General features: G+C 48.0%; 19 protein-coding genes. 11 read left to right on the forward strand and 8 right to left on the reverse strand.

Features of this window, described 5'->3' with window-relative positions:
- Nucleotides 1-93 precede the first annotated feature (93 nt).
- Genes AC3WT9_RS28540 through AC3WT9_RS28550 form a run of 3 tightly spaced genes read right to left on the reverse strand, consistent with a single transcriptional unit; the run spans nucleotide 94 to nucleotide 2,680 of the window.
- The gene (locus AC3WT9_RS28540; RefSeq protein WP_341377309.1) at nucleotides 94-885 is read right to left on the reverse strand and encodes an ABC transporter permease; all 792 of its coding nucleotides are present in this window, start codon (nucleotides 883-885) and stop codon (nucleotides 94-96) included.
- A 2-nt stretch (nucleotides 886-887) separates the two neighbouring features.
- Nucleotides 888-1,679: an ABC transporter permease gene (locus tag AC3WT9_RS28545; protein ID WP_341377310.1), complete on the reverse strand. Its 792-nt coding sequence runs from the start codon at nucleotides 1,677-1,679 to the stop codon at nucleotides 888-890.
- The gene (locus AC3WT9_RS28550) at nucleotides 1,676-2,680 is read right to left on the reverse strand and encodes an ABC transporter ATP-binding protein (protein WP_341377311.1); all 1,005 of its coding nucleotides are present in this window, start codon (nucleotides 2,678-2,680) and stop codon (nucleotides 1,676-1,678) included. The genes AC3WT9_RS28545 and AC3WT9_RS28550 overlap by 4 nt, the downstream gene beginning before the upstream one ends.
- A gap of 134 nt (nucleotides 2,681-2,814) precedes the next feature.
- Here AC3WT9_RS28550 and AC3WT9_RS28555 point away from each other — a divergent pair, with 134 nt between their 5' ends.
- Nucleotides 2,815-3,816 carry a MerR family transcriptional regulator gene (locus AC3WT9_RS28555; RefSeq protein WP_341089826.1) on the forward strand — a complete coding sequence of 334 codons (1,002 nt, stop codon included), beginning with the start codon at nucleotides 2,815-2,817 and terminating at the stop codon, nucleotides 3,814-3,816.
- Nucleotides 3,817-4,090: 274 nt separating this feature from the next.
- Here the strand turns inward: AC3WT9_RS28555 and sstT are convergent, their stop codons facing one another.
- Nucleotides 4,091-5,323 carry a serine/threonine transporter SstT gene (gene sstT / locus AC3WT9_RS28560; protein WP_341089828.1) on the reverse strand — a complete coding sequence of 411 codons (1,233 nt, stop codon included), beginning with the start codon at nucleotides 5,321-5,323 and terminating at the stop codon, nucleotides 4,091-4,093.
- A 227-nt stretch (nucleotides 5,324-5,550) separates the two neighbouring features.
- Complete coding sequence (locus AC3WT9_RS28565; protein WP_341089829.1) at nucleotides 5,551-6,066, reverse strand: ClbS/DfsB family four-helix bundle protein; 516 nt, start codon at nucleotides 6,064-6,066, stop codon at nucleotides 5,551-5,553.
- 132 nt (nucleotides 6,067-6,198) lie between these two features.
- On the opposite strand from AC3WT9_RS28565, the gene AC3WT9_RS28570 reads away from it, so the two are divergent.
- The 8 genes from AC3WT9_RS28570 to AC3WT9_RS28605 all read left to right on the forward strand — a co-directional run bounded on the left by AC3WT9_RS28570 (nucleotide 6,199) and on the right by AC3WT9_RS28605 (nucleotide 14,946).
- Nucleotides 6,199-7,149, forward strand: a complete 951-nt coding sequence (locus tag AC3WT9_RS28570) for a sensor histidine kinase (RefSeq protein WP_341089830.1) — start codon at nucleotides 6,199-6,201, stop codon at nucleotides 7,147-7,149.
- Nucleotides 7,109-7,804, forward strand: a complete 696-nt coding sequence (locus AC3WT9_RS28575; RefSeq protein ID WP_341377312.1) for a response regulator transcription factor — start codon at nucleotides 7,109-7,111, stop codon at nucleotides 7,802-7,804. Before AC3WT9_RS28570 ends, AC3WT9_RS28575 begins: the two co-directional genes overlap by 41 nt.
- Nucleotides 7,805-7,885: 81 nt before the next feature.
- A complete protein-coding gene (locus AC3WT9_RS28580; protein WP_341377314.1) occupies nucleotides 7,886-8,812 on the forward strand; it encodes an ABC transporter ATP-binding protein in 927 nt (308 codons plus the stop codon).
- Entirely contained in the window at nucleotides 8,805-9,572 is a 768-nt protein-coding gene (locus AC3WT9_RS28585; protein ID WP_341377316.1) for an ABC transporter permease, read from the forward strand. Before AC3WT9_RS28580 ends, AC3WT9_RS28585 begins: the two co-directional genes overlap by 8 nt.
- Nucleotides 9,573-9,760: 188 nt before the next feature.
- Nucleotides 9,761-10,603 carry an aldo/keto reductase gene (locus AC3WT9_RS28590; protein ID WP_341377317.1) on the forward strand — a complete coding sequence of 281 codons (843 nt, stop codon included), beginning with the start codon at nucleotides 9,761-9,763 and terminating at the stop codon, nucleotides 10,601-10,603.
- Between the two features lie 176 nt (nucleotides 10,604-10,779).
- A complete protein-coding gene (locus AC3WT9_RS28595; protein WP_341089836.1) occupies nucleotides 10,780-12,015 on the forward strand; it encodes a GGDEF domain-containing protein in 1,236 nt (411 codons plus the stop codon).
- A gap of 151 nt (nucleotides 12,016-12,166) precedes the next feature.
- Nucleotides 12,167-13,864: a hypothetical protein gene (locus tag AC3WT9_RS28600; protein WP_341089838.1), complete on the forward strand. Its 1,698-nt coding sequence runs from the start codon at nucleotides 12,167-12,169 to the stop codon at nucleotides 13,862-13,864.
- Between the two features lie 185 nt (nucleotides 13,865-14,049).
- Nucleotides 14,050-14,946, forward strand: a complete 897-nt coding sequence (locus AC3WT9_RS28605; protein WP_341377318.1) for an SDR family oxidoreductase — start codon at nucleotides 14,050-14,052, stop codon at nucleotides 14,944-14,946.
- Between the two features lie 81 nt (nucleotides 14,947-15,027).
- On the opposite strand, the gene AC3WT9_RS28610 is transcribed toward AC3WT9_RS28605, so the two are convergent.
- Nucleotides 15,028-15,621, reverse strand: coding sequence for a GNAT family N-acetyltransferase (locus AC3WT9_RS28610; protein WP_341089840.1), 594 nt, complete (start codon nucleotides 15,619-15,621; stop codon nucleotides 15,028-15,030).
- Nucleotides 15,622-15,972: 351 nt separating this feature from the next.
- On the opposite strand from AC3WT9_RS28610, the gene AC3WT9_RS28615 reads away from it, so the two are divergent.
- Nucleotides 15,973-17,430 carry a serine hydrolase domain-containing protein gene (locus tag AC3WT9_RS28615; RefSeq protein WP_341377319.1) on the forward strand — a complete coding sequence of 486 codons (1,458 nt, stop codon included), beginning with the start codon at nucleotides 15,973-15,975 and terminating at the stop codon, nucleotides 17,428-17,430.
- Between the two features lie 10 nt (nucleotides 17,431-17,440).
- Here the strand turns inward: AC3WT9_RS28615 and AC3WT9_RS28620 are convergent, their stop codons facing one another.
- Together AC3WT9_RS28620 and AC3WT9_RS28625 are read right to left on the reverse strand one after the other, a co-directional pair.
- Entirely contained in the window at nucleotides 17,441-17,956 is a 516-nt protein-coding gene (locus tag AC3WT9_RS28620; protein ID WP_341377320.1) for an AAA family ATPase, read from the reverse strand.
- On the reverse strand, nucleotides 17,944-18,444 hold the full coding sequence (locus AC3WT9_RS28625) for an NUDIX domain-containing protein (protein WP_341380316.1): 501 nt from the start codon (nucleotides 18,442-18,444) through the stop codon (nucleotides 17,944-17,946). The genes AC3WT9_RS28620 and AC3WT9_RS28625 overlap by 13 nt, the downstream gene beginning before the upstream one ends.
- Nucleotides 18,445-18,486: 42 nt before the next feature.
- Between AC3WT9_RS28625 and tnpB the strand changes: the two genes are divergently transcribed.
- Nucleotides 18,487-19,575, forward strand: a complete 1,089-nt coding sequence (gene tnpB / locus AC3WT9_RS28630; protein WP_341377321.1) for an IS200/IS605 family element RNA-guided endonuclease TnpB — start codon at nucleotides 18,487-18,489, stop codon at nucleotides 19,573-19,575.
- The last annotated feature ends 38 nt before the right edge of the window (nucleotides 19,576-19,613 follow it).

Raw genomic sequence — 19,613 nt, forward strand, 5'->3', positions numbered from 1 at the left:
ACAACTAGGATGCTGCCATCGTAAAAGTGGAATTAACCAGGCAGCGTTGTGCTTCGAGCCAAGTTTTTCGTCGGGATCATCACAATTGGTTGTTCAGCTGGATGCGCTGGAATACTTGTGGAGGCTGCGGTTGAAGAAGAGTGTCGCAACTGTAAAAAGGATGACCATAAGCACGGCTCCTGCCGCAAGCATAAGGGGCTCAGCTTTCTGGACAAGTGCTTCAGCCGGAACCGATACAATGAACCCGACAGGCAGCACCCATGTCAAGACCAACCGGAGCGGGCGCGGATAGATGCCGATCGGATACCGCCCCGCTTGCAGGATATCTTCCATGATCCACAACATGTATGTCCCTCTATACCAAAAAGCGACAGAGCTCAGAATCAGCATCACGGAATACAGAATTCCGAGAGAAATAACTAGTGCAAGCAGAAACTGAGCAGCAGCTAGGAGGGTTATTTCGCTGTTCATGCCGTCTATCGCGAAAAGGACTACACCTGCGGCAACGGCGATATGCAAAACCGACCAGAGAGACCATTCCCGCACACTGATATAATATTGAGTCGATATGGGTTTCAATAGGGTATAATCAAACGTCCCGCTTTCAATCTCGCCGTCCATGCCGCCAAGCTTATTCATGCTGGGGCCGATCACAACATTTTTCACGGCTTGCACCAGCATGTAAACGCCGAGTACAGCCAGAGTCTCCGGCATCGTCCAGCCGTTAAGGACCTCATTGTTGACGTACAGAATATAAATCCCCCCAATACCGCCAGCCAGACCTAAAACTGCACTTAAAAAATTCATAACAAAGTTCAGCCGATATGCTGACTCATTCTGAAACGCCGCCTTCATGAAGGTAAAGATTAGTCTGAAATATCTCATGATTATCCTCCCACTGCCGAATATTTACGCTGGCCGTACCGGTTCACACCATAACACATAAGCATCAATACAGCAGTCCAAAGCAGCTGCATGGTGAAGCCCCGGATCATGCTCTCACGGTGTAATGTGCCCATAAGCGCCTCCACCGGGAAAGAGATCATGTACCGGTAGGGCAGAAAATGCGTAAGCTGGTTAAGCTGGCCGGGGAACAAGGCAAGCGGAGCCACCTGTCCGCCGAACAGAAAGATGAAGGTATCGTTGACACTGAGCAGTGCCGAGGAATGCTGTGTCCAAAAAGCGAGAAGGGACAGAGTGTAGGCGAGCAGAAAGCGAATCATGAGTGCGAGCATAAGGGCCGCAAGGCCGGCAGCTACGGACACTAATGTAAAACTGGCCTGCACGCCCAGCAATAACCCGAGTAGCATAACTACAACCGCAACAAACGGGATGCACACCATTTTGACAGCCGCTTCTTGTCCGACCGCTCCATAAATAAGCGGCAACGGGCGCAGCAGCGCTGAGGATATCGAGCCATTATGTATCGCTTGAGCCGTTGACCAGTGTGTCGTCGGATACGTCATTTGATTGATGAGAATGAGGGACAGATAGTATAGAACAAAGGCATTCCTGTCATATCCCCCGATCGTGCCGGATGACGCAGCCGTCGACCAGACGATCATATAGATCACAGGTCCGATCATCCAGCCGAGTGCAAGCGTCCAGAAGAATCCTTTTTCCGACATGAAATTGAAGAGCTGGCCCCGAATCATCGCTATTCCGCCGCGGATATTCATACAGTGATCCCCTCTGCGTATATAGTGTCAATCACTGATTCAATGGGGGGATCAGCGATTCCGAAATCAATGAGGATATACCTGCTCATCAGCATTCCGCTGGCCCTCACGACATCCTCTTTCTTTACCCGGAGGGTGTACTCATTTCCGCTATTCTCAATCCATTCTGCCGGAATTCCATCTATTTGAAGGCTCTCCGGGCTCAGCGGAGGATTCTCTTCTTCAAGGGTCAGCTTGATGATCCGGTACGGTGTGATCTTGTCCGTCAGGCTGGACAGCTTACCGTCATAGACCAAATGTCCGCCGTTGATCAGCATCACCCTGGAGCAAAGCGAAGTGATATCGGACATATAATGGCTTGTCAGCATAACCGTTGTATCAAATTTCTGGTTATATTCCTTCATATATTGCCGCAGCCTTAATTGCATTGTCACGTCCATCCCAAGCGTCGGCTCATCCAGATACAGGATTTCCGGCTTATGCAGAAGGGTGACTATAAATTCGCATTTGGACCGTTCACCGAGCGAGAGGTTGCGGGCGCGTTTCTGCATAAGCTTACCTACATCGAACATGTCCCCAAGCTCTACAAGATGTCTTTTGAAATCCGCTGTGGGCACTCCGTAGATCTCTTTGAAAATGTGCATCGTATCATACACGGTGTTATTCCACTGCATTTGGCTGCGATTGCCCATGAGCATGCTGATCTTCTTGAGATATTGGGGTTTGCGCTGCCACGGGGTAAACCCCGCAGCCGTTGCACTGCCTGAAGTCGGGTAGAGCAGCCCGGAGAGCATTTTGAGTGTCGTGGTCTTGCCTGCGCCATTCGGCCCGATGAACCCGACCATTTCACCGCGTTCTATGGCAAAGCTCACCTCGTCTACAGCTTTAACTTCATTAAAATGCGGACGGAACAAGCTGCCAAACGCCGAACGAAGGCCGGCCTCCCTAACCGGAATGCGGTATATTTTTGATAATCCGTTTGCTTCGATATGATACGCCATAGATTCATCCTCCTTTGATGACAGGAGTTTATCATGCCGGGGGAGGGGTGGTGCAAAGCTGGAGGGTTCTATTTGATAGCTGTTGTTCTCTGTGGTATAACAGATGTATCTTTTTTCCAGAGGGGGGTTGTTGCATGCCGGAACAGTGGGGACACTTCGATATTATCCTTGGGTCAGTCATGAGCAGCAAAGGCATTGACAGCGGGAAGCTGGCTCAGCTTGCGCACGTTCAGAGAAGCCAGCTGAATCTGTATATCACCAATGAAATCAAGCGTCCCGATCTTGGCGTTCTGGCCCGGATTTGCACAGCGCTTGCTTGTGACATTGGAGAGATTATGAAGTTTATCCCCGATGAATCAGCCGCGAAACCCAAGCCGATTCTTAATACATCCGGTGAAGCATTTTATAGGACAGGACAAATCGCTCAGGAGCTGGGCGTACATCCCAATACGATAAGGTTTTATGAAAAAATAGGGCTGATCTCACCGGTAGAACGTACGGAAAACCGCTATCGGCAGTTTACATACAGACATCTTACACAGCTTCGGGTTTGCCGTTTGATCTTTGGTACCCCCTATACCAACCGCACTCTAAGAAACACCGCCTTTTCGGTTGCAGCTGCCCTTAAATCATGGGATGTGGAGCTGGCGTTAACCAATGCTGAAGCCTATCAGCATCTATTGGAGAAGGAATACGCCTCTGCACTGGAAACAGCGTCGCTGCTTAAGAATTGGACCGAGAAAGGTCAGCTGCCCGGCACAGGGAATGTGTATAGCCATAAGGAAGCCGCCTCTTTGTTAGGAGTCACACCGGAAGTGCTGCGCAATTGGGAGCGCAACGGGCTGATCTGTGTTCCGCGGCAGCCTGATCAATCCCGCGTCTATGGAGATGAAGAAATTGCAAGGCTACGTATCATCTATATGCTGAGGCAAAATCATTACAGCATATCCGCTATCCAGCGCAGTATGCTCATTTTCGACAGTGGCAACAGCGCCGGAGCTGTTCTTGCGCTTAACCAGCCAGCGGCGGATTTGGAAATTGAATTTGTCAGTGCAGGCGATCATTGGCTGGACACCCTTGCCAGCCTGACTATAAGCGCAGCTGCAATCAAACAAATTGTAGTGGAGATTAGATAGGAAGGCTCCAATTGTTCACCACCCGATAGCCATCTCAAGATAGCAGCCTTCACTTGCTGCAAATAACTTTATAAAGAGTGACATCAGGGTTGACGAAGCGCAGCAGAAACCCAATCCAACCGGGAACAATAAACAAGCAGGAGCCCAAGGTCTCCTGCTTGTTTTTATCTAAAGATAAGAATTTATATGTTTCACGCTATAAATTATCCTTCTATTTCTCGCTGAAACGGATACCGTCCTTTTGAGGACGGTATCCGTTTCCACTTGACACTATTTATTGGGTATTAATCACAAATTCCACGCCTTCTTTGCGATTTTTTGCATATTCAGCGGTTGCTGTGAATAGTAAGTCGGAAGATGAGTTAAGCGCAGTCTCGAAAGAGTCCTGCAGAACACCGATGATGAAACCTACACCAACGACTTGAATCGCAATATCATTCGGAATGCCGAAGACGCTGCATGCTAGAGGAATCAATAAGAGCGATCCTCCGGCAACACCTGAGGCACCCGCAGCAGATATAGCAGACAGCACGCTAAGAACAAGCGCCATACCAAAATCCACTTCAATGCCGACCGTGTGAACAGCAGCGAGGGTCAAGACAGAGATCGTAACAGCTGCACCCGCCATATTAATCGTAGCACCTAAGGGAATGGACACAGAATACGTATCTGCATCCAGATCGAGCTTTTCACATAATCTCATGTTGATGGGAATGTTTGCGGCTGAGCTGCGAGTAAAGAATGCGGTAATCCCGCTTTCCTTCAGGCAATGGAACACAAGAGGGTAAGGATTTCTACGAATATTCAGATATACAATTAACGGATTAATCACAAGCGCCATGAATAACATACATCCAATGAGAACAAGAAGGAGTTTACCATAATCAAGCAGGGATGAAAGTCCCTTTGCTGTAATAGAATCAAAGACAAGACCCATGATGCCTAATGGTGCCAAGCTGATTACCCACTTGACGATTTGCGAGACAGCATCTGAAAAATTAGTAAGCGTGTCTTTGGTGTTATCATTGGCATTTCTAAGAGCAAAGCCAAGTAATATAGCCCATGTTAGGATACCGATATAGTTGGCATTCATTAGGGCGTTTACCGGGTTATCGACCACATTAAACAGCAAAGCCTTGAGTACTTCTACAATTCCATCAGGTGGAGTCAGGTCGCTCACACCCTTTACAAGTGATAGGCGTACCGGAAACATAAAACTTACGATAACTGCAATCAGTCCTGCCAAAAATGTACTTAAACCATACAGAACAAGAATCGCTTTCATATTCGTTTGTTGGCCTTTTTTATGTTTGGATATGGCCGACATGACTAAGAGCAAGACCAATACAGGTGCGACTGCCTTTAATGCCAGTACAAACAAGGAGCCGAAAATGCTGACTCCAGTTGCATCAGGAATCAATACAGCTAAAATTATACCAATTACAATCCCCACAAGTATTCGTTGTACTAGGCTCACTTGGTTCCACTTGAGCAATGCTGTCTTCATTACTTCCCCCCGGTTTCAATATGGAAATATAACTAAGCCCTGAATCCTGCTTTATCGCGGCAGTGTATGTAAGTTTATCACGAAAAGTGTCGATTGTGTGCAACTGTAAAAATTTGCACACCGTTATCCGATCCTCCGCTATTTGATAGTGTCCGCTAATAATGGGCGGCTTGTCAGGTGCAAATGCCATTTAGCCACTTACCCGATTGGGGGGAGTAAACGGGACTCTATGGTCTGTATTTCTTCCACTTTCTGATTTTGGCGCGGAAGTTGGTGAACGGGGCGACTGAATTGATGTGAATCCAGCGGGCCATCGGCCAGTTGTCCTTGCTGCCGGTCCATTTGCGAGTGCCTTGGGTGAACAGCTCTTCTTCGGTTAAAGTACCGATCCATTCCAGCCACTCCTGCTCCCTCTGACGGAATAGGTCTCGCAGCTCGGCGAGGGATAATGCGGCATATTGCTCGTAGAAGGACTGGTAAAGTCCGCCAAGCTGGTTCCATTTATAGCCGGGTGACGGCATATGGACTTCACGGCCTTCCCGTTCATCCTTGTCCCAGCCCATGATGAGCGGAAGCCAGCCAAGCTGGTAGGCGATAATTTCGGCGGGTGTCTTATCCACCTCAGGTATTCTTGCATCCCTCTGGCTGTCGTCGATCCCGTCAAATTCTGCATCCAGCAGCACATATTTGGAATGAATGGTCTCGATTAATTTCTCTTTGGACGAATATTCATAGCTTGCCATAGCAGCGCACCTCGTTTTTATTCTAGTTATACCATAGAGCAGTGACGACAGTATGTCATATTTAACCAAAATAAGATCATAGCAAAATCTATATTCGTATATAATGAAGTTCATATGGAAGGAAGTGACACCATGATTATTGTCCTGGTTATAGCTATTATTTTGTTAATGGCCCAAACTATTTACCTGCTGTATTATAAAAGCCAGATTAGGGATATCGGGAATCAGCTGTCTTTTATTATGGAACATAATTCTTTTAAGTTTATAGGAACACAATTAAAGCCTAAGGAAATCGATAGCTTAATCCACCGCTGCAATGCTTTGTTAAGCCGTCAAAGAGCCCTGGATCAGCAATTCAGCCGGAAAAATGAAGAGATGAATTCTACGATCATCAGCCTGTCGCATGATATCAGAACCCCGCTTACTTCATTAGATGGTTATCTCCAATTAGCTCTGCGCTCAGAACAACTTCAAGACAAGACACAATATGTAACACTAGCCCAATCCAGAATTCAGCAGATCATCAAGTTGGTTGACGAGTTGTTTTTATACACCAAGCTGCAGAATCCGGAATATAGCCTTGAACTTGAATCCGTTGACGTTATGGATGTGCTGAAGCGGAACTTATTTCATTTCATTGATGATTTTTCCCGGGCCGGTGATGAACCCATGCTCAATCTTCCGGAGTTGCCCGTTTCTATCGTAGGGAATGTAAATGCCGTGGAGCGGGTATTTGCGAATATCGTCGGCAACTATTTTATACATGGGGGAGGTTCGTTATCTATTGGTTATGAGGATAAGCAGGATACCGTGTGTATCCATTTCACCAATCTGCTGAAGGCAGGGACCCAGGTCAATATGGAGCGGATTTTCACCCGTTTCTATAAAGAAGATCCTTCACGTACCGTTCATTCCTCCGGTTTGGGTCTATCAATTGTGAAATCACTTATGGAAAAGATGAACGGAGATACGGAGGCCGAATGCATCGGCGATACCTTTTGCCTAAAAACAGAATTTATGAAAACAGCGAAGGAGAATGCAGATGTGCGGGAACGGGAACAATCAGCGGGTCCTGATTATTGAGGATGATGAACATATTAACGGGATTATTTATGACGGTCTTACAGCAGACAAGTTTCATTGCACACAAGCATATTCCGGCAGTGAAGGGAAGATGAATCTGGCTCACCGCGAGTACCAACTCATTGTGCTGGATCTGATGCTGCCCGGTTTATCGGGGGAAGAATTCATGCATTATTTGCGGAAGGATTTAAAGTCTGGGGTCCCGGTGATCATTCTGTCGGCTAAGGACCAGTTGGATCATAAGTTGAACCTGTTCGCTTTGGGAGCAGACGATTATGTCACCAAGCCTTTTGAAATAGAAGAGCTGATTGCCCGCATCCATGTCCATATCAAAAGAAACGCGGCAGATGAATCGTCCAAGGAGTACAAGCATAAAAACCTGCTGCTGGACAGCACGGCATACAGTGTCAAAGTAAAGGATAAGACACTTAGTCTGACGAGACAGGAGTATAAAATTGTTGAACTGCTGGTGAGGAACCCAACGCGGGTATTCACGAAGCAGGATTTGTACGAGCTGGCATGGGATGAAATCTATATGGGAGAAGACAAAACGATAACGGTGCATATCAGCAATATCCGCAATAAAATTAAGCGCTATGATAGTGAACCTTATATTGATACGATCTGGGGAATCGGCTTCAGGCTGAGTAAGTGAAACGCTTTGACATTTCTTAACCTTTTATTGGCGATGTCTTAGCCTTCATCCTGTTAACTTATGGTGAAGGAGGGTGCTACCATGTCAGATTGTATTATTGAAATGAGCGGACTTACGAAAAGGTACAAATCAAAAACCGCTGTGCTGAATGCCGATCTCAAAATATTCAAAGGTGAGATTGTAGGATTAATCGGGAAAAACGGGGCGGGGAAATCGACGCTGCTGAAAATGATCGGCGGATTAATTTATCCGACGTCGGGAGAACTTCATTTTTTTAACCGGGCTTCGGGTGAGAATCAGTCTTTCTTCGAGCGGATGGGCGTGCTGATTGAAAATGCCGGACTCTATCCCCATTATTCGGCCTATGAGAACTTGAATCTATTGGCCATGGCTTATGGCCTCAAGGATAGGAACAAGCAGATAGAGAAATTGCTGCAGCTGGTTGGACTAGATCATAAGAATACAGCTAAAGTCAAAAGCTATTCCATGGGGATGAAACAACGGCTCGGCATAGCGATTGCTTTACTCGGAAGTCCGGATGTCCTGATACTCGATGAGCCGATCAACGGGCTTGACCCGGAAGGTATTGTTGAGATTAGACAGTTGATCCTGGAGCTGAACAAAGCCGGCTTAACCATTATCATTTCGAGTCATTTTCTTGAGGAGTTATCCAAAATCGCGACTAAGTATGCAATTATTCATCAGGGTGAGATTGTTGAGGTGATCTCCAGAGAAGAACTGCTGCAGAAATGTGAGGAACGGATTGAGATCGGGGTGGATGAAGCCAAAACGGCCATTCCGGTTTTGGAGCGGGAACTGCAAATCTCAAAGTACAAGGTTGCCTACGGTCAAACGCTGTATGTCTATGACCGGAACATTGAAATCCGGCAAATAACGAAGGTGCTGGTGGATTATGGGGTAGCGGTAGATTCAATTTATAAGCATAAGCAGAGCCTGGAGCAATACTTCCTGGAACGGACGGAAAGTGCGGGTGATCACTATGATTAATATCCTTAAGATGGATTTTCACCGCTTCAGAAATAATAAAATCATGTATTTGCTGCTGCTGCTGTTCTGTGCTTTTCAAATCTTCGGCATCTTTATGATGCAGCAATACTCACAGTCGATTGAAGAGGGAGGCGTTGTGGTCAGCAGCATGAATGAGAGCGAGTTTATCCAATATAATATTTCACAGCCCTCCTCCTGGATGCTGATTTACATTGCGGTCTTCAGTATTTATTTCTATATGAGTGAATATAACTCCGGATTCCACAAAAATTATATCTCGATGAGAAACGCAAGAATCTATTCTGTCTTGTCGAAAATGTTGATCCTGGCCGTGTTTATAATCCTTCTGTTCATCACGCTGCTGATGTCTGACTGGATTGGAAGAAGCCTATTCTTTGGTAATGCCAGCCTTGGTGATCTTGGTTTTTTCGTTAAACTGCTGGTCGGCCAGTTTTTGCTGCATTGGGCATTTTCGATCCTGATTCTCTGTATTGCAATGATCGCCAAAAACCTGCTGGTAAGTTTGACCGCTGGATTTATCCTGGCCCTAAATGTTGTGGGAATGTCGCTGGCTGCACTGGAATCGCTTGTTGAGGGAATTCACCTGTCGAAATACCTGCTTATCAATACGCTGGTCCGCATAAAGGACTTCAATAATACCGGCGAAGTTATGCATACGACTTTTGTTGCGGTTGCAGCTATTGCAGTATTCACGTTCATTGCAGTCCGTTATAAAATTAAGGAAGACCTGAATGTATGAGCAGGCTGAATCGAGTGTCCATTTAAATGCTGAAAGATCCCGATCCGCTCAAAGCGCAGAGAGTTACAGAGGCGACACTTCCAGACTAAATAAGGTAAAATAGAACTGGGTGCAAGCGCGTTTGCGTCTTCAACATAATAGAGTGCAGCCCGCTTGGGGATTGCACGACACAAAGGAGAAGAGTAACGATGACTGAAAGAATCCCGGAAATTGAATTGAACGATGGACTAAAGGTGCCTGCGATTGGATTTGGGACTTACCGCTTGAAGGGTGAGGCTGGTGTGAAAAGTCTTACAACAGCGATTGATGCCGGCTATCGCTTGCTGGATAGCGCCTTTAATTATGAGAATGAAGGAACGATTGGCGAAGCGGTTCGCCAAAGCTCTGTGCCGAGGGATCAGCTGTTCATTACGTCCAAGCTGCCGGGGCGCCATCACGCTTATGACAAAGCGGTGGAAACGATCCAGGAATCCTTATATCGGGCCGGGTTGGACTATTATGATTTCTATCTCATCCATTGGCCGAACCCCAATGTGAATTTATACGTTGAGGCCTGGCAGGCGATGATCGAGGCCAAGAAACAAGGGCTGATCCGTTCCATAGGGGTCTGCAACTTTTTGCCGGAGCATATAGAGCGTTTGATCAAGGAAACCGGAGTAGCGCCAAGCATGAACCAAATCGAGCTGCATCCCCTGTTTAACCAGGAAGAGCAGCGCCGATGGCATAAAGAGCACGGAATCGTGACCGAATCTTGGAGTCCGCTCGGACGCGGCAGCAGTATTCTGGAGAATGACAAGCTTGCTGAAATTGCCGGAAGATATAACAAGTCAATCTCCCAGGTCATCCTGCGCTGGCATGTCCAGCTTGGAGCGGTTCCGATTCCCAAAGCAGGATCTGTAGAGCATCAGCGGGATAACCTGAACGTGTTTGATTTCGCTCTGACTGAAGCGGAAATGGAGACGGTTTCGGGACTAAGCTCAGCATCCGGGCGTATCGCGGATCAAGATCCGGCGACCTATGAGGAATTCTAAACGTACTTAACGCATGTGCATTCACAATGCTATAGATCGGACAACCCTATCCGCAGTAATGGATAGGTTTTTTTTATGTGCAGGCGGGCAAAAGGGTTCGATTCATAATTAAGCGGGCGCGGGCATTTAACCGATAAATAAATATAGTTGAAAGGACACGGAGGATTTATTGAACGTTGAAAAATATACTCAAAGTCGCATCCACGATCATACTGCCGTTTGCACTGCTTGTGCTGGCATACTTCTTTGCCAATAACGCACATACCTTGTCCCAGCCGCAGCTGGAGCTTGTGAGGCTTGCCCCCTATCCCATCTTTCTGATCGGAGGCGTCCTCTCCTGGAAGTTCAACCGCAGCCGGGAGTTTTTCCTGCTCCTTATTTTTACGCTCAGCCTGGCCTCACTGCAATATTTGCGGGAGCTGCCCGGCTCGGGTGGCAAGGTATCGGTGTCCGAGCTGCACTCCGTTCTCTGCCTGGTGATTCCTGTCAATGTCCTAATCTTCTCTTTCTTTAAGGAGCGCGGGATATTCAGTGTGTGGGGGCTTCTGCGCATTGGATTTATATTGGCTCAGGCAGCCGCCGCTGTGTGGTTGTTGAACCCGGACCAAAGCGCCATTCTGCACCGGATCGGCAAGGATCTGCTGCCTTTAACGCTGCGTGATTTCACCCCGCTGTCGCAAGCCTCGCTGATTGCTTTTGTCTTGGCGGGGATAAGACTTATCATCAGGCAAGTTTCCCAGAAGTCATCGCAGGATATTTCTTTCATTGCGGTACTGGCGGGAATGTTATATGTGCTGCACAGCGAGTATGATCCTATCTGGTATGCCATATTATGGGGCGTGTCGGGGATCATTCTGATCACCTCGATCATTCAGGATTCGTATTCGATGGCGTTCTCCGATGAGCTGACCGGACTTCCTTCCAGGCGGGCCTTGAAGCAGGATATGATGAAGCTGGGAATGAATTATGCGATTGCCATGCTGGACATCGATCACTTTAAGAAATTCAATGATACTTATGGCCATGATACGGGGGATGAAGTGCTAAGGCTGGTCGCTTCTACCTTAAGAGAGGTTGCCGGAGGCGGAAGGCCCTTCCGCTATGGCGGTGAGGAATTTACGATCCTGTTCCCGGGTAAAAGCATTCAGGATGCTTTGCCGCATCTGGAAGAGCTGCGCGAGAAAGTGGCTAAGCGTGCTTTTACACTGCGGGGGAAGAGCAGAGGAAAAGGCAAAACAAAGCGCAAATCGAAATCAGCAAGCTCAAGATCAGCCAGGCCCATATACATAACGATAAGCATCGGCGTCGCCCAAAAAAATGAAAAATACAAATCGCCGGATGCGGTCATGAAGTCTGCGGACACCGCCTTATACCGGGCCAAGAAAAAAGGAAGAAACTGTGTAAGTAAGTGAATATTCTATTCCATAAGGCACCAAAGCAACAAAAACATACATAGTATAGCGGTTCTTAGACCAAGCAGAAACGGGGGCGTTCGGTAAGGTTCAATGTTGGAGCAGGCAGGAGTATTCTTAGCAAAATTATAGTCGATGGGGGAAACAACGAATGAAAAAGTTATTTAGTCTGCTGCTTATATTGTTATTGGTTACACCAGCCTTTGGCAGCACAACCTTTGCGGACAATACGGTGAAGGCTAAGGTTGCAGAGAGCAGCACGTTTTTTAATGGAGAAGAGAAGCATTCTAACGGATTCGCGATACTCGGCAATAATTATTACAGCCTGAGGGATATCGCCGAACATTTCTCGGGAACCTCCAGCCAGTTTGATATTACCTGGAATAAGAAAAACAACGCGATTGAGATCATAACCGGACAGGCCTATACGCCTGAGGAGAGCAGAGGCAGTAAATATTACAGCCAGAGCAGCAGCTATAGCGCTACGCTGTCCAATTCCAAGGTGGTGCTTGACGGGCAGTTGCAGTCTATTAAGGCCTACACGATTGACGGCAGGAATTATTTTCAGTTGAGAGATTTGGCCGCCAAGATCCCCTTTGAGCTCGAATACGACAATAAGCTGAACCAGCTGGCGATGTTCTCTAAGGTTCCGGACCATGCGTACCGAGTGAAGACGGGGGCTGCGGTGGAGAGCAATGCCGAATCGTCTAATTTCCCCAGATGGAAAAGTACAGTAGAGTCCTACCTTGTCAACAATAGCGACGGGACAGTAAGCGTTATTGAGGCGGACAAGGAGGTTGCAATTGAAACGTACAATGCCAAATATGAATTGACAGCAACTCAAAAAGTAGCATATGAGCTTCCGCTGTTCGGCGGCTTCTACAGTGGTGTGAAGTACAACTATATTGCGTTCGGACAAGAGAACCGTGAAGAGGATAACAGCAAAGAGGTCATTCGCATTGTCCGTTATGATAAAAGCTTCAACCGTATCGACAGTGTATCCGTTAAAGGCGGGGAGAGCTACACGGTAGTACCTTTTGATGCAGCCTCCGGAAGGATGGCCGAGCAGGGAGATACGCTTGTCTTCCACACCAGCCGTGAAAGATACACGACAGAAGACGGATTAAATCATCAGTCCCAGCTCACAATTATCGTGAACACCGGCACCATGACCGTGACCAATGATATGGGAAGATTTCAGAAAAATCATGTCAGCCACTCCTTCGATCAATATGTGCTGTTCGATGGAAGCAGCCATGTGCTTGTGGATCATGGCGATGCCTATCCCCGTTCAATTGTCCTGAATAAAGGCGACGGCAAGAGTTACAGCGAGGTGGACCTGTTCCAGATTCCGGGGAGAACCGGGGCGAATGCCACCGGGGTTTCGGTTGGCGGATTCGAAATGTCCGCAGGCAATTATATTGTCGCTATGAACAGCATCGACCATTCCTTGGTTAAAGACTACACCTCTTATGAGATGGTTGGGCTGGAGAAGGATCAGCGGGATATTATGCTGAATGTATTGCCCAAGAACAGCCTTGCCAGTGCTTCCGTTAACCATATCACCCTGGCTAAGTATGTAGGCACCGATCGTATTGCCTCCATACCGAAACTGGTGAAGATAGCGGATGACAAATTCATGGTGCTGTGGCAGGAATTTGATAAGGACAATCATCCGGGTGATTTGAAATATGTATTCATCGATGGTTCGGGGCAAGCCGCAGGTGCGATCCAGACGATTAAGCATTTTGTATTATCCGAATGCAATCCGGTCGTCAGCGGGGGCAATATTGTCTGGTACACCAACAGCAACGGCTCTCGGCTGTTCTATACAATTCCGGTGAACTAGGCAGCAAATTATAGCGGGACTGTCTCCCGACCCTAACAGCATCAGGCCGCTTCCTTATTCGTAAGGGCGGCCTTTTTGCTGTGCCTTTTGCTGCGGAATGGAAATAATCTTCCGTTTAGAGAGCCCAGTTCTGGTTACATAAAGAGAAAAGAGTCGAATCATTTTGGACTGAGGAGGAATTTACGATGAGTGATCAATATACGATTCAAGACCCTGTCAAACAATATCAGAAAGCTACGCCGGAGTTCCAGCAGCAGCAGCCCGCTCCGGGACTGGAGAAGGCGATGCATCCGAAGCCGGATGACGGTGCGGAAACTTACCGCGGCACCGGACGGCTTACCGGCCGCAAGGCGATTGTTACCGGAGCGGACAGCGGAATTGGCCGCGCGGTAGCGATTGCTTTTGCCCGCGAAGGTGCTGATATAGTCTTGTCCTACATGCCGGAGGAGGAGGCTGATGCGAAGGAAGTGGTCAAGCTTGTAGAGGAGGCCAGCCGCAAGGCAGTCGCCCTGCCAGGCGATCTCAAGGATGAGGGCTACTGCGAGCAGGTCATTGCCGCCGCTGTCGAACAACTGGGCGGAGTCGATATTCTGGCCAATATTGCGGGCAAGCAGCAATTCGTCACCGATATCGCCGATCTCACCACGGAGCAGTTCGACGCGACTTTTAAGACGAATGTTTATTCCCTGTTCTGGCTCTGCAAGGCGGCGATCAAGCACATGAAGCCGGGCAGCACGATCATCAATACTTCTTCGATTCAGGCGTATCAGCCTGCGCCGATTCTGCTGGACTACGCAACCACCAAGGCTGCGATTAATACATTCAGCAAATCGCTCGCCCAGCAGGTGGCGGGCAAGGGCATCCGAGTGAACGTTGTGGCTCCCGGCCCGGTGTGGACCCCGCTTCAGGTCAGCGGCGGCCAGCCGGAAGAGGTGCTGAAGGACTTCGGGGCGAAGACGCCGCTGAACCGTCCGGGCCAGCCCGCCGAAATGGCTCCGGCCTATGTCTTCCTGGCCAGCCAGGAATCCAGCTACATCAGTGGTGAAACGCTGAATGCCAATGGCGGGATGCCGACGCCGTAAGTAGGATAGTCCAAAAAGCAGACGCCGTTATGTAATCGGCGTCTGCTTTTTTCGTTATTATAGCTATGAATAATGGGGGATTCACGCCCCTCCGTACTCTACACCCCGAACCTTGGCAAATATCATAGTATGTCTTAAAGTACCCGTTACATCACATTTGTTGTTGCGCAGCGTTCCTTCCAAGGTAAAGCCTGAGCGCTCAGCGATTCTTGCACTCTGCACATTGCGGGAATCACAACGGATTTCAATCCGGTTCGCCTGCAGCTCCTGAATCGCGTATTTCGTAATGGCATCTACGGCTTCTGTGATGTACCCCTGTCTAGCGAAAGCGGAATGAACCCAGTATCCAATCTCGAACTTGCGTGATTGCCAATCGATCCGGTGCAGGCCGCTGCTGCCGATAAATTCCCCCGTTTCCTTCAGAAATAAGAGCAGCCTCAGATCTGCACGCTCCAGGAATTCCAGCCGCGAGCGGCGGATGCTTGCTTCCGATTCCTCAACGGTAGGCACCTTGTTTGCCCAAGGCATCCACGGACGCAATTCCTCAATGCTTTCTTTGACGGCCTCGTTTACAGCAAGACCATCTCCCCAATGTGGGGCGCGGATCAGCAGGCGTTCACTTTCAAAGCCTTCAGGTATGGATAACATAATAAGGCTGCTATCTGCGGTGCCCATAGGTCCAACTCCTTGATTAGATTTCACTAGACTATATTCTATCGTAATTGTTCTATACTATGAATTAATGCACTCGGAAAACAAATAGTAACGATAAAATAACTATATAGATTGAACTTAAGGTTTTAGAGTACAGGATCAGTCGCAACTACGGTGAATATTTGGACTTCCGGCCGCTGTTGTCGTAAGAATTTCTTGATTTTAACCGCTATTAGCGGTAGAAATCCGAAGACAAAGGCGGACACTACCGCTCCTCCAGTTCCAAAATCCCCCTCCGTTGCTTGCTCCTTTTCCTTATCTCAAGTTTTTAAGTTCATTCTATATAAAATTTTAGATTAGGAGGTATAAACCATGAAGTTATCCAGAGGTATCCCCGATCATCACGGGATATCTTCCAGAAACCTCTTAGATTTCTTCACTGAGATCGAACAACGGGAGCTTGAGGTGAACCAGTTTATGCTGCTGCGGAACGGTGTAGTAACGGCTGAGTTTTCACGGACACCGTATCGCCCGGATTGCCCGCAATTGCTGTATTCGCTGAGCAAAAGCGTCACCTCCACAGCTATAGGCATCGCCTGTGACGAGGGGCTCATGGAACTGGAGGCCCCGGTGATCTCCTTCTTTCCGGACAAGCTGCCGCAGCGGATCTCTGCCAACTTGGCGAAAATGACGGTGCACCATCTTTTATCCATGAACGCAGGCCACCATGATAATATCTATGGTGCTGTGGCCAGGGAGCAGGACTTTGTGCGGGCATTTCTGGCCCAGGACGTTCCGCATGAGCCGGGAAGTTATTATGTGTACAGCACGCATTCCACCTATATGTTGTCTGCCATTATGGAGCAGGTTGCTGGACAGGGCATGGTTGATTTTTTGATGCCAAGATTGTTTGAGCCTTTGGGTATACCCCGCCCATCATGGGAGACTTGTCCGCTGGGCATTACAGCAGGCGGGATGGGATTAAGCTTATCGATTGAAAGTATCGCGAAATTTGGTCAGTTGCTCCTGAATAAAGGACTGTATGCGGGAAAAAGAATTGTGTCTCAGCGCTATATCGAATTAGCCACTATGGAACAAAGTGACAACCGCCGCCTCGCCAGAGCAGACCGGGTCGACTCGGCACAAGGCTACGGATACCAATTTCATCTGTGCCGGCGTAGGGCGTATCGGGGGGACGGCTCTTTTGGCCAGCTCTGTTTTGTGGCTCCTGAACAGCAAATAGTCATTGCCGCCACCTCGGCCTTTGAGAATATGACGAAGCTGCAGCGTCTTTTAGACTTGATTTATGATTACATTATCGATCGATTAGATCAAGGTGGGGTCAAACGGATTTCTATTCACTCTGAGGATACGCTCATGCTGCAGCGCCGGTTGGCTGCTATGGCTTATCCTGTTCCTGCCTTCAAGCCTATACCGGAAAATATACCGAATCTGGTTAACAGATGTTATTTAATCAATGAAAATCCCCACGGTCTCCAAAAAATCATTTTCGAGTGGAAAGACGAACAACTGGAGCTTCATATGTTCTATGGGGATGAGCGGGATAACGTCATTCTGTTTCATTTTTCCAAGCCGCTTCATGGGGCAGATGTGTTCCCTAAAGACTTATCCCAAGAGCGGCAAGAGGTGGTCACGTATGCGCTCTGGGAAAATGCCAGAAAGCTTCAACTCATCCTGTTCTATATCGAAACGCCATACGTGGTCACCTATACAATAGCCTTCCATGACAACAAAATCGACTTTGCGTTCAACATTAATGTATCGCTTGATATACCGAACTATAGGGTTACGGGACGATTCCAGCAATAATACAGCGGATTTAAAGCTTAATGTGCTTGTGAAGATTGCTGTTGTCCCGTAACACAAGCAGTTTATCCTGATACGGCTTCAAGGTTGCGAAAATTTCAGGCCGCTCTTTCCGTTGATGTCCGTAATTCCATGTGTACATTTTTTTCAGCATTTCAAAGGATTGTTTATAATTCCCTTTTTGAAACCCCAGTTTTTGTATGGCGAATCGTTTGAATATGCGGTAATTCCTTTTCCAGATATGCGTGTCCAGATACATAATCATCTCTGCCTGCTCGAAGGATTGCATTACCCATTTATGATGCACGCCTTCAATGATCCACTTGTCAGAGGCAAGGATATTATTCAGTATCTGGTCTCTGTCTTCCACGCTGTTCCTGACATCACCGCCTTCTGTCCGCCTCCATACGATGTTGTCGAGCTCGTAATAAGGAATATCTAATGAGGAGGACAGATTTCTTGCTAAGGTGGATTTGCCGCTGCCGACGGGACCAATGATATGAATCCTGTTTGGCTTTACTCGTTCCATTGTCTGGGTCCGATCACATGGAAAAGTTGCTGGCTGGCGGGATTCAGCGCGTGCAGGATTCTTTGCACTGTGAAATCGCTAATGGGCCGGGGCAGGTCGTCTACAGCACAATATTTGCACTCCACAATCTCCGGCGAGCAGGGCTTAGGTGCTTGATCGGAGTCTTCTTTGCAAGTGAATACAAAATGGTGCATGTCATTACCCGGGTCGTAGTAGACCCCGGTTAAAGACTCTTGAGTGATAGTAAGACCTGTCTCCTCCAGCACTTCGCGCCGCGCGCTTTCCTCTGCCGACTCTTGTGCCTCGGACAACCCTCCGGGCAGTTCCCAATTGTATTTACCATAGCTGTGTTTAACCAGAAGGACATGCCTTTCCAGATTCAGGATGACTGCTGCCGCGCCGATCAGTTTATCTTCAAAAGCCGAAAAGACTCTGACCTCTATAGGCGGAGATGAATCAGCGGTTTTTAAACTATTCAGCGAACATATGTGCTATACTGTAAAAAAATACTACAAAAGGGGGTGTCGCACATGATCGTTCATCAAGCCTATAAATACCGCATCTACCCGAATACCGAGCAACAGCAACTCATTCGTCGAATGTTTGGCTGCTGCCGCTTTGTGTTCAATCATTTCCTGGAAGAGTGGAACCAAACTTATGCCGAGACAGGAAAGGGTTTGTCCTATCAGACCTGTGCGACACAGCTTCCCGTCCTAAAAACCCAATATGACTGGCTCAAAGAAGTCGATAGTATTGCTTTACAGTCCGCCGTTCGGCATGTGGCAGATAGCTTTGACCGCTTTTTCAAAAAGCAAAATCAAGCGCCTCGCTTCAAAAGCCGGAAGCATCCAGTACAAAGCTACACCACGAAATTCACGAACGGAAATATCGCCATTGAAGGCAACCGATTGAAGCTTCCCAAGCTCGGCTGGATGCGTTTCGCCAACTCTCGGAAGCTGGAGGGTCGTATACTGTCCGCTACGGTACGGCAAAACGCCAGCGATAAGTATTTTGTCTCCCTGGTTTGCGAGGTCGAAAAGACCCCGCTTCCACAAGCAGATGTACATATCGGCATTGACTTGGGGCTTAAGGAATACGCTGTGAGCTCAAGCGGCGAGCATTTTGCCAACCCCAGGTTTTACCGTCAATACGAGAAAAAGCTTGCGCTGTGGCAGCGGCGTTTGGCAAGACGTACACCAGGGGGCTCCAACTGGAAGAAAGCCAAGCAACACATTGCCCGTATTCACGAACACATTGCAAATTCCCGGAACGATTTTCTCCACAAGCTGACAACGAAGCTGATCCGTGAGTGCCAAACGATCAGCATCGAACATCTGCGTGTGGGGAATATGATTCAAAATCCCAAACTCTCCAAGTCCATCGCTGATGCGTCCTGGGGCGAATGGGTGCGTCAACTGACGTATAAAGCATCCTGGTATGGACGAACCCTCCGGGTTGCCGGCACCTTTGAGCCGACCAGTCAGCAGTGCCACGTATGCGGAACGATCCATCCCGAAGTGAAGAACCTCTCGATTCGAGAATGGATATGTGTAGCTTGTGGAACACACCATGATCGGGATGAAAATGCGGCTCATAATATCAAACAGGTAGCGGTATAGCAATTACCTATAAAAATAAAACGTAGAACTGCGGGAAC

It is taken from the genome of Paenibacillus sp. EB106-06-01-XG199, assembly GCF_058791575.1.

What these genes read in the sequence shown, in the direction of transcription:
- AC3WT9_RS28605 (WP_341377318.1), top strand. Translation starts at nt 14,050, where the DNA reads ATGAGTGATCAATATACGATTCAAGACCCTGTCAAACAATATCAGAAA.
- AC3WT9_RS28620 (WP_341377320.1), bottom strand. Translation starts at nt 17,956, where the DNA reads ATGGAACGAGTAAAGCCAAACAGGATTCATATCATTGGTCCCGTCGGC.
- AC3WT9_RS28565 (WP_341089829.1), bottom strand. Translation starts at nt 6,066, where the DNA reads ATGGCAAGCTATGAATATTCGTCCAAAGAGAAATTAATCGAGACCATT.
- AC3WT9_RS28585 (WP_341377316.1), top strand. Translation starts at nt 8,805, where the DNA reads ATGATTAATATCCTTAAGATGGATTTTCACCGCTTCAGAAATAATAAA.
- AC3WT9_RS28540 (WP_341377309.1), bottom strand. Translation starts at nt 885, where the DNA reads ATGAGATATTTCAGACTAATCTTTACCTTCATGAAGGCGGCGTTTCAG.
- AC3WT9_RS28555 (WP_341089826.1), top strand. Translation starts at nt 2,815, where the DNA reads ATGCCGGAACAGTGGGGACACTTCGATATTATCCTTGGGTCAGTCATG.
- AC3WT9_RS28550 (WP_341377311.1), bottom strand. Translation starts at nt 2,680, where the DNA reads ATGGCGTATCATATCGAAGCAAACGGATTATCAAAAATATACCGCATT.
- sstT (WP_341089828.1), bottom strand. Translation starts at nt 5,323, where the DNA reads ATGAAGACAGCATTGCTCAAGTGGAACCAAGTGAGCCTAGTACAACGA.
- AC3WT9_RS28600 (WP_341089838.1), top strand. Translation starts at nt 12,167, where the DNA reads ATGAAAAAGTTATTTAGTCTGCTGCTTATATTGTTATTGGTTACACCA.
- AC3WT9_RS28575 (WP_341377312.1), top strand. Translation starts at nt 7,109, where the DNA reads ATGTGCGGGAACGGGAACAATCAGCGGGTCCTGATTATTGAGGATGAT.
- tnpB (WP_341377321.1), top strand. Translation starts at nt 18,487, where the DNA reads ATGATCGTTCATCAAGCCTATAAATACCGCATCTACCCGAATACCGAG.
- AC3WT9_RS28615 (WP_341377319.1), top strand. Translation starts at nt 15,973, where the DNA reads ATGAAGTTATCCAGAGGTATCCCCGATCATCACGGGATATCTTCCAGA.
- AC3WT9_RS28580 (WP_341377314.1), top strand. Translation starts at nt 7,886, where the DNA reads ATGTCAGATTGTATTATTGAAATGAGCGGACTTACGAAAAGGTACAAA.
- AC3WT9_RS28570 (WP_341089830.1), top strand. Translation starts at nt 6,199, where the DNA reads ATGATTATTGTCCTGGTTATAGCTATTATTTTGTTAATGGCCCAAACT.
- AC3WT9_RS28610 (WP_341089840.1), bottom strand. Translation starts at nt 15,621, where the DNA reads ATGGGCACCGCAGATAGCAGCCTTATTATGTTATCCATACCTGAAGGC.
- AC3WT9_RS28545 (WP_341377310.1), bottom strand. Translation starts at nt 1,679, where the DNA reads ATGAATATCCGCGGCGGAATAGCGATGATTCGGGGCCAGCTCTTCAAT.
- AC3WT9_RS28590 (WP_341377317.1), top strand. Translation starts at nt 9,761, where the DNA reads ATGACTGAAAGAATCCCGGAAATTGAATTGAACGATGGACTAAAGGTG.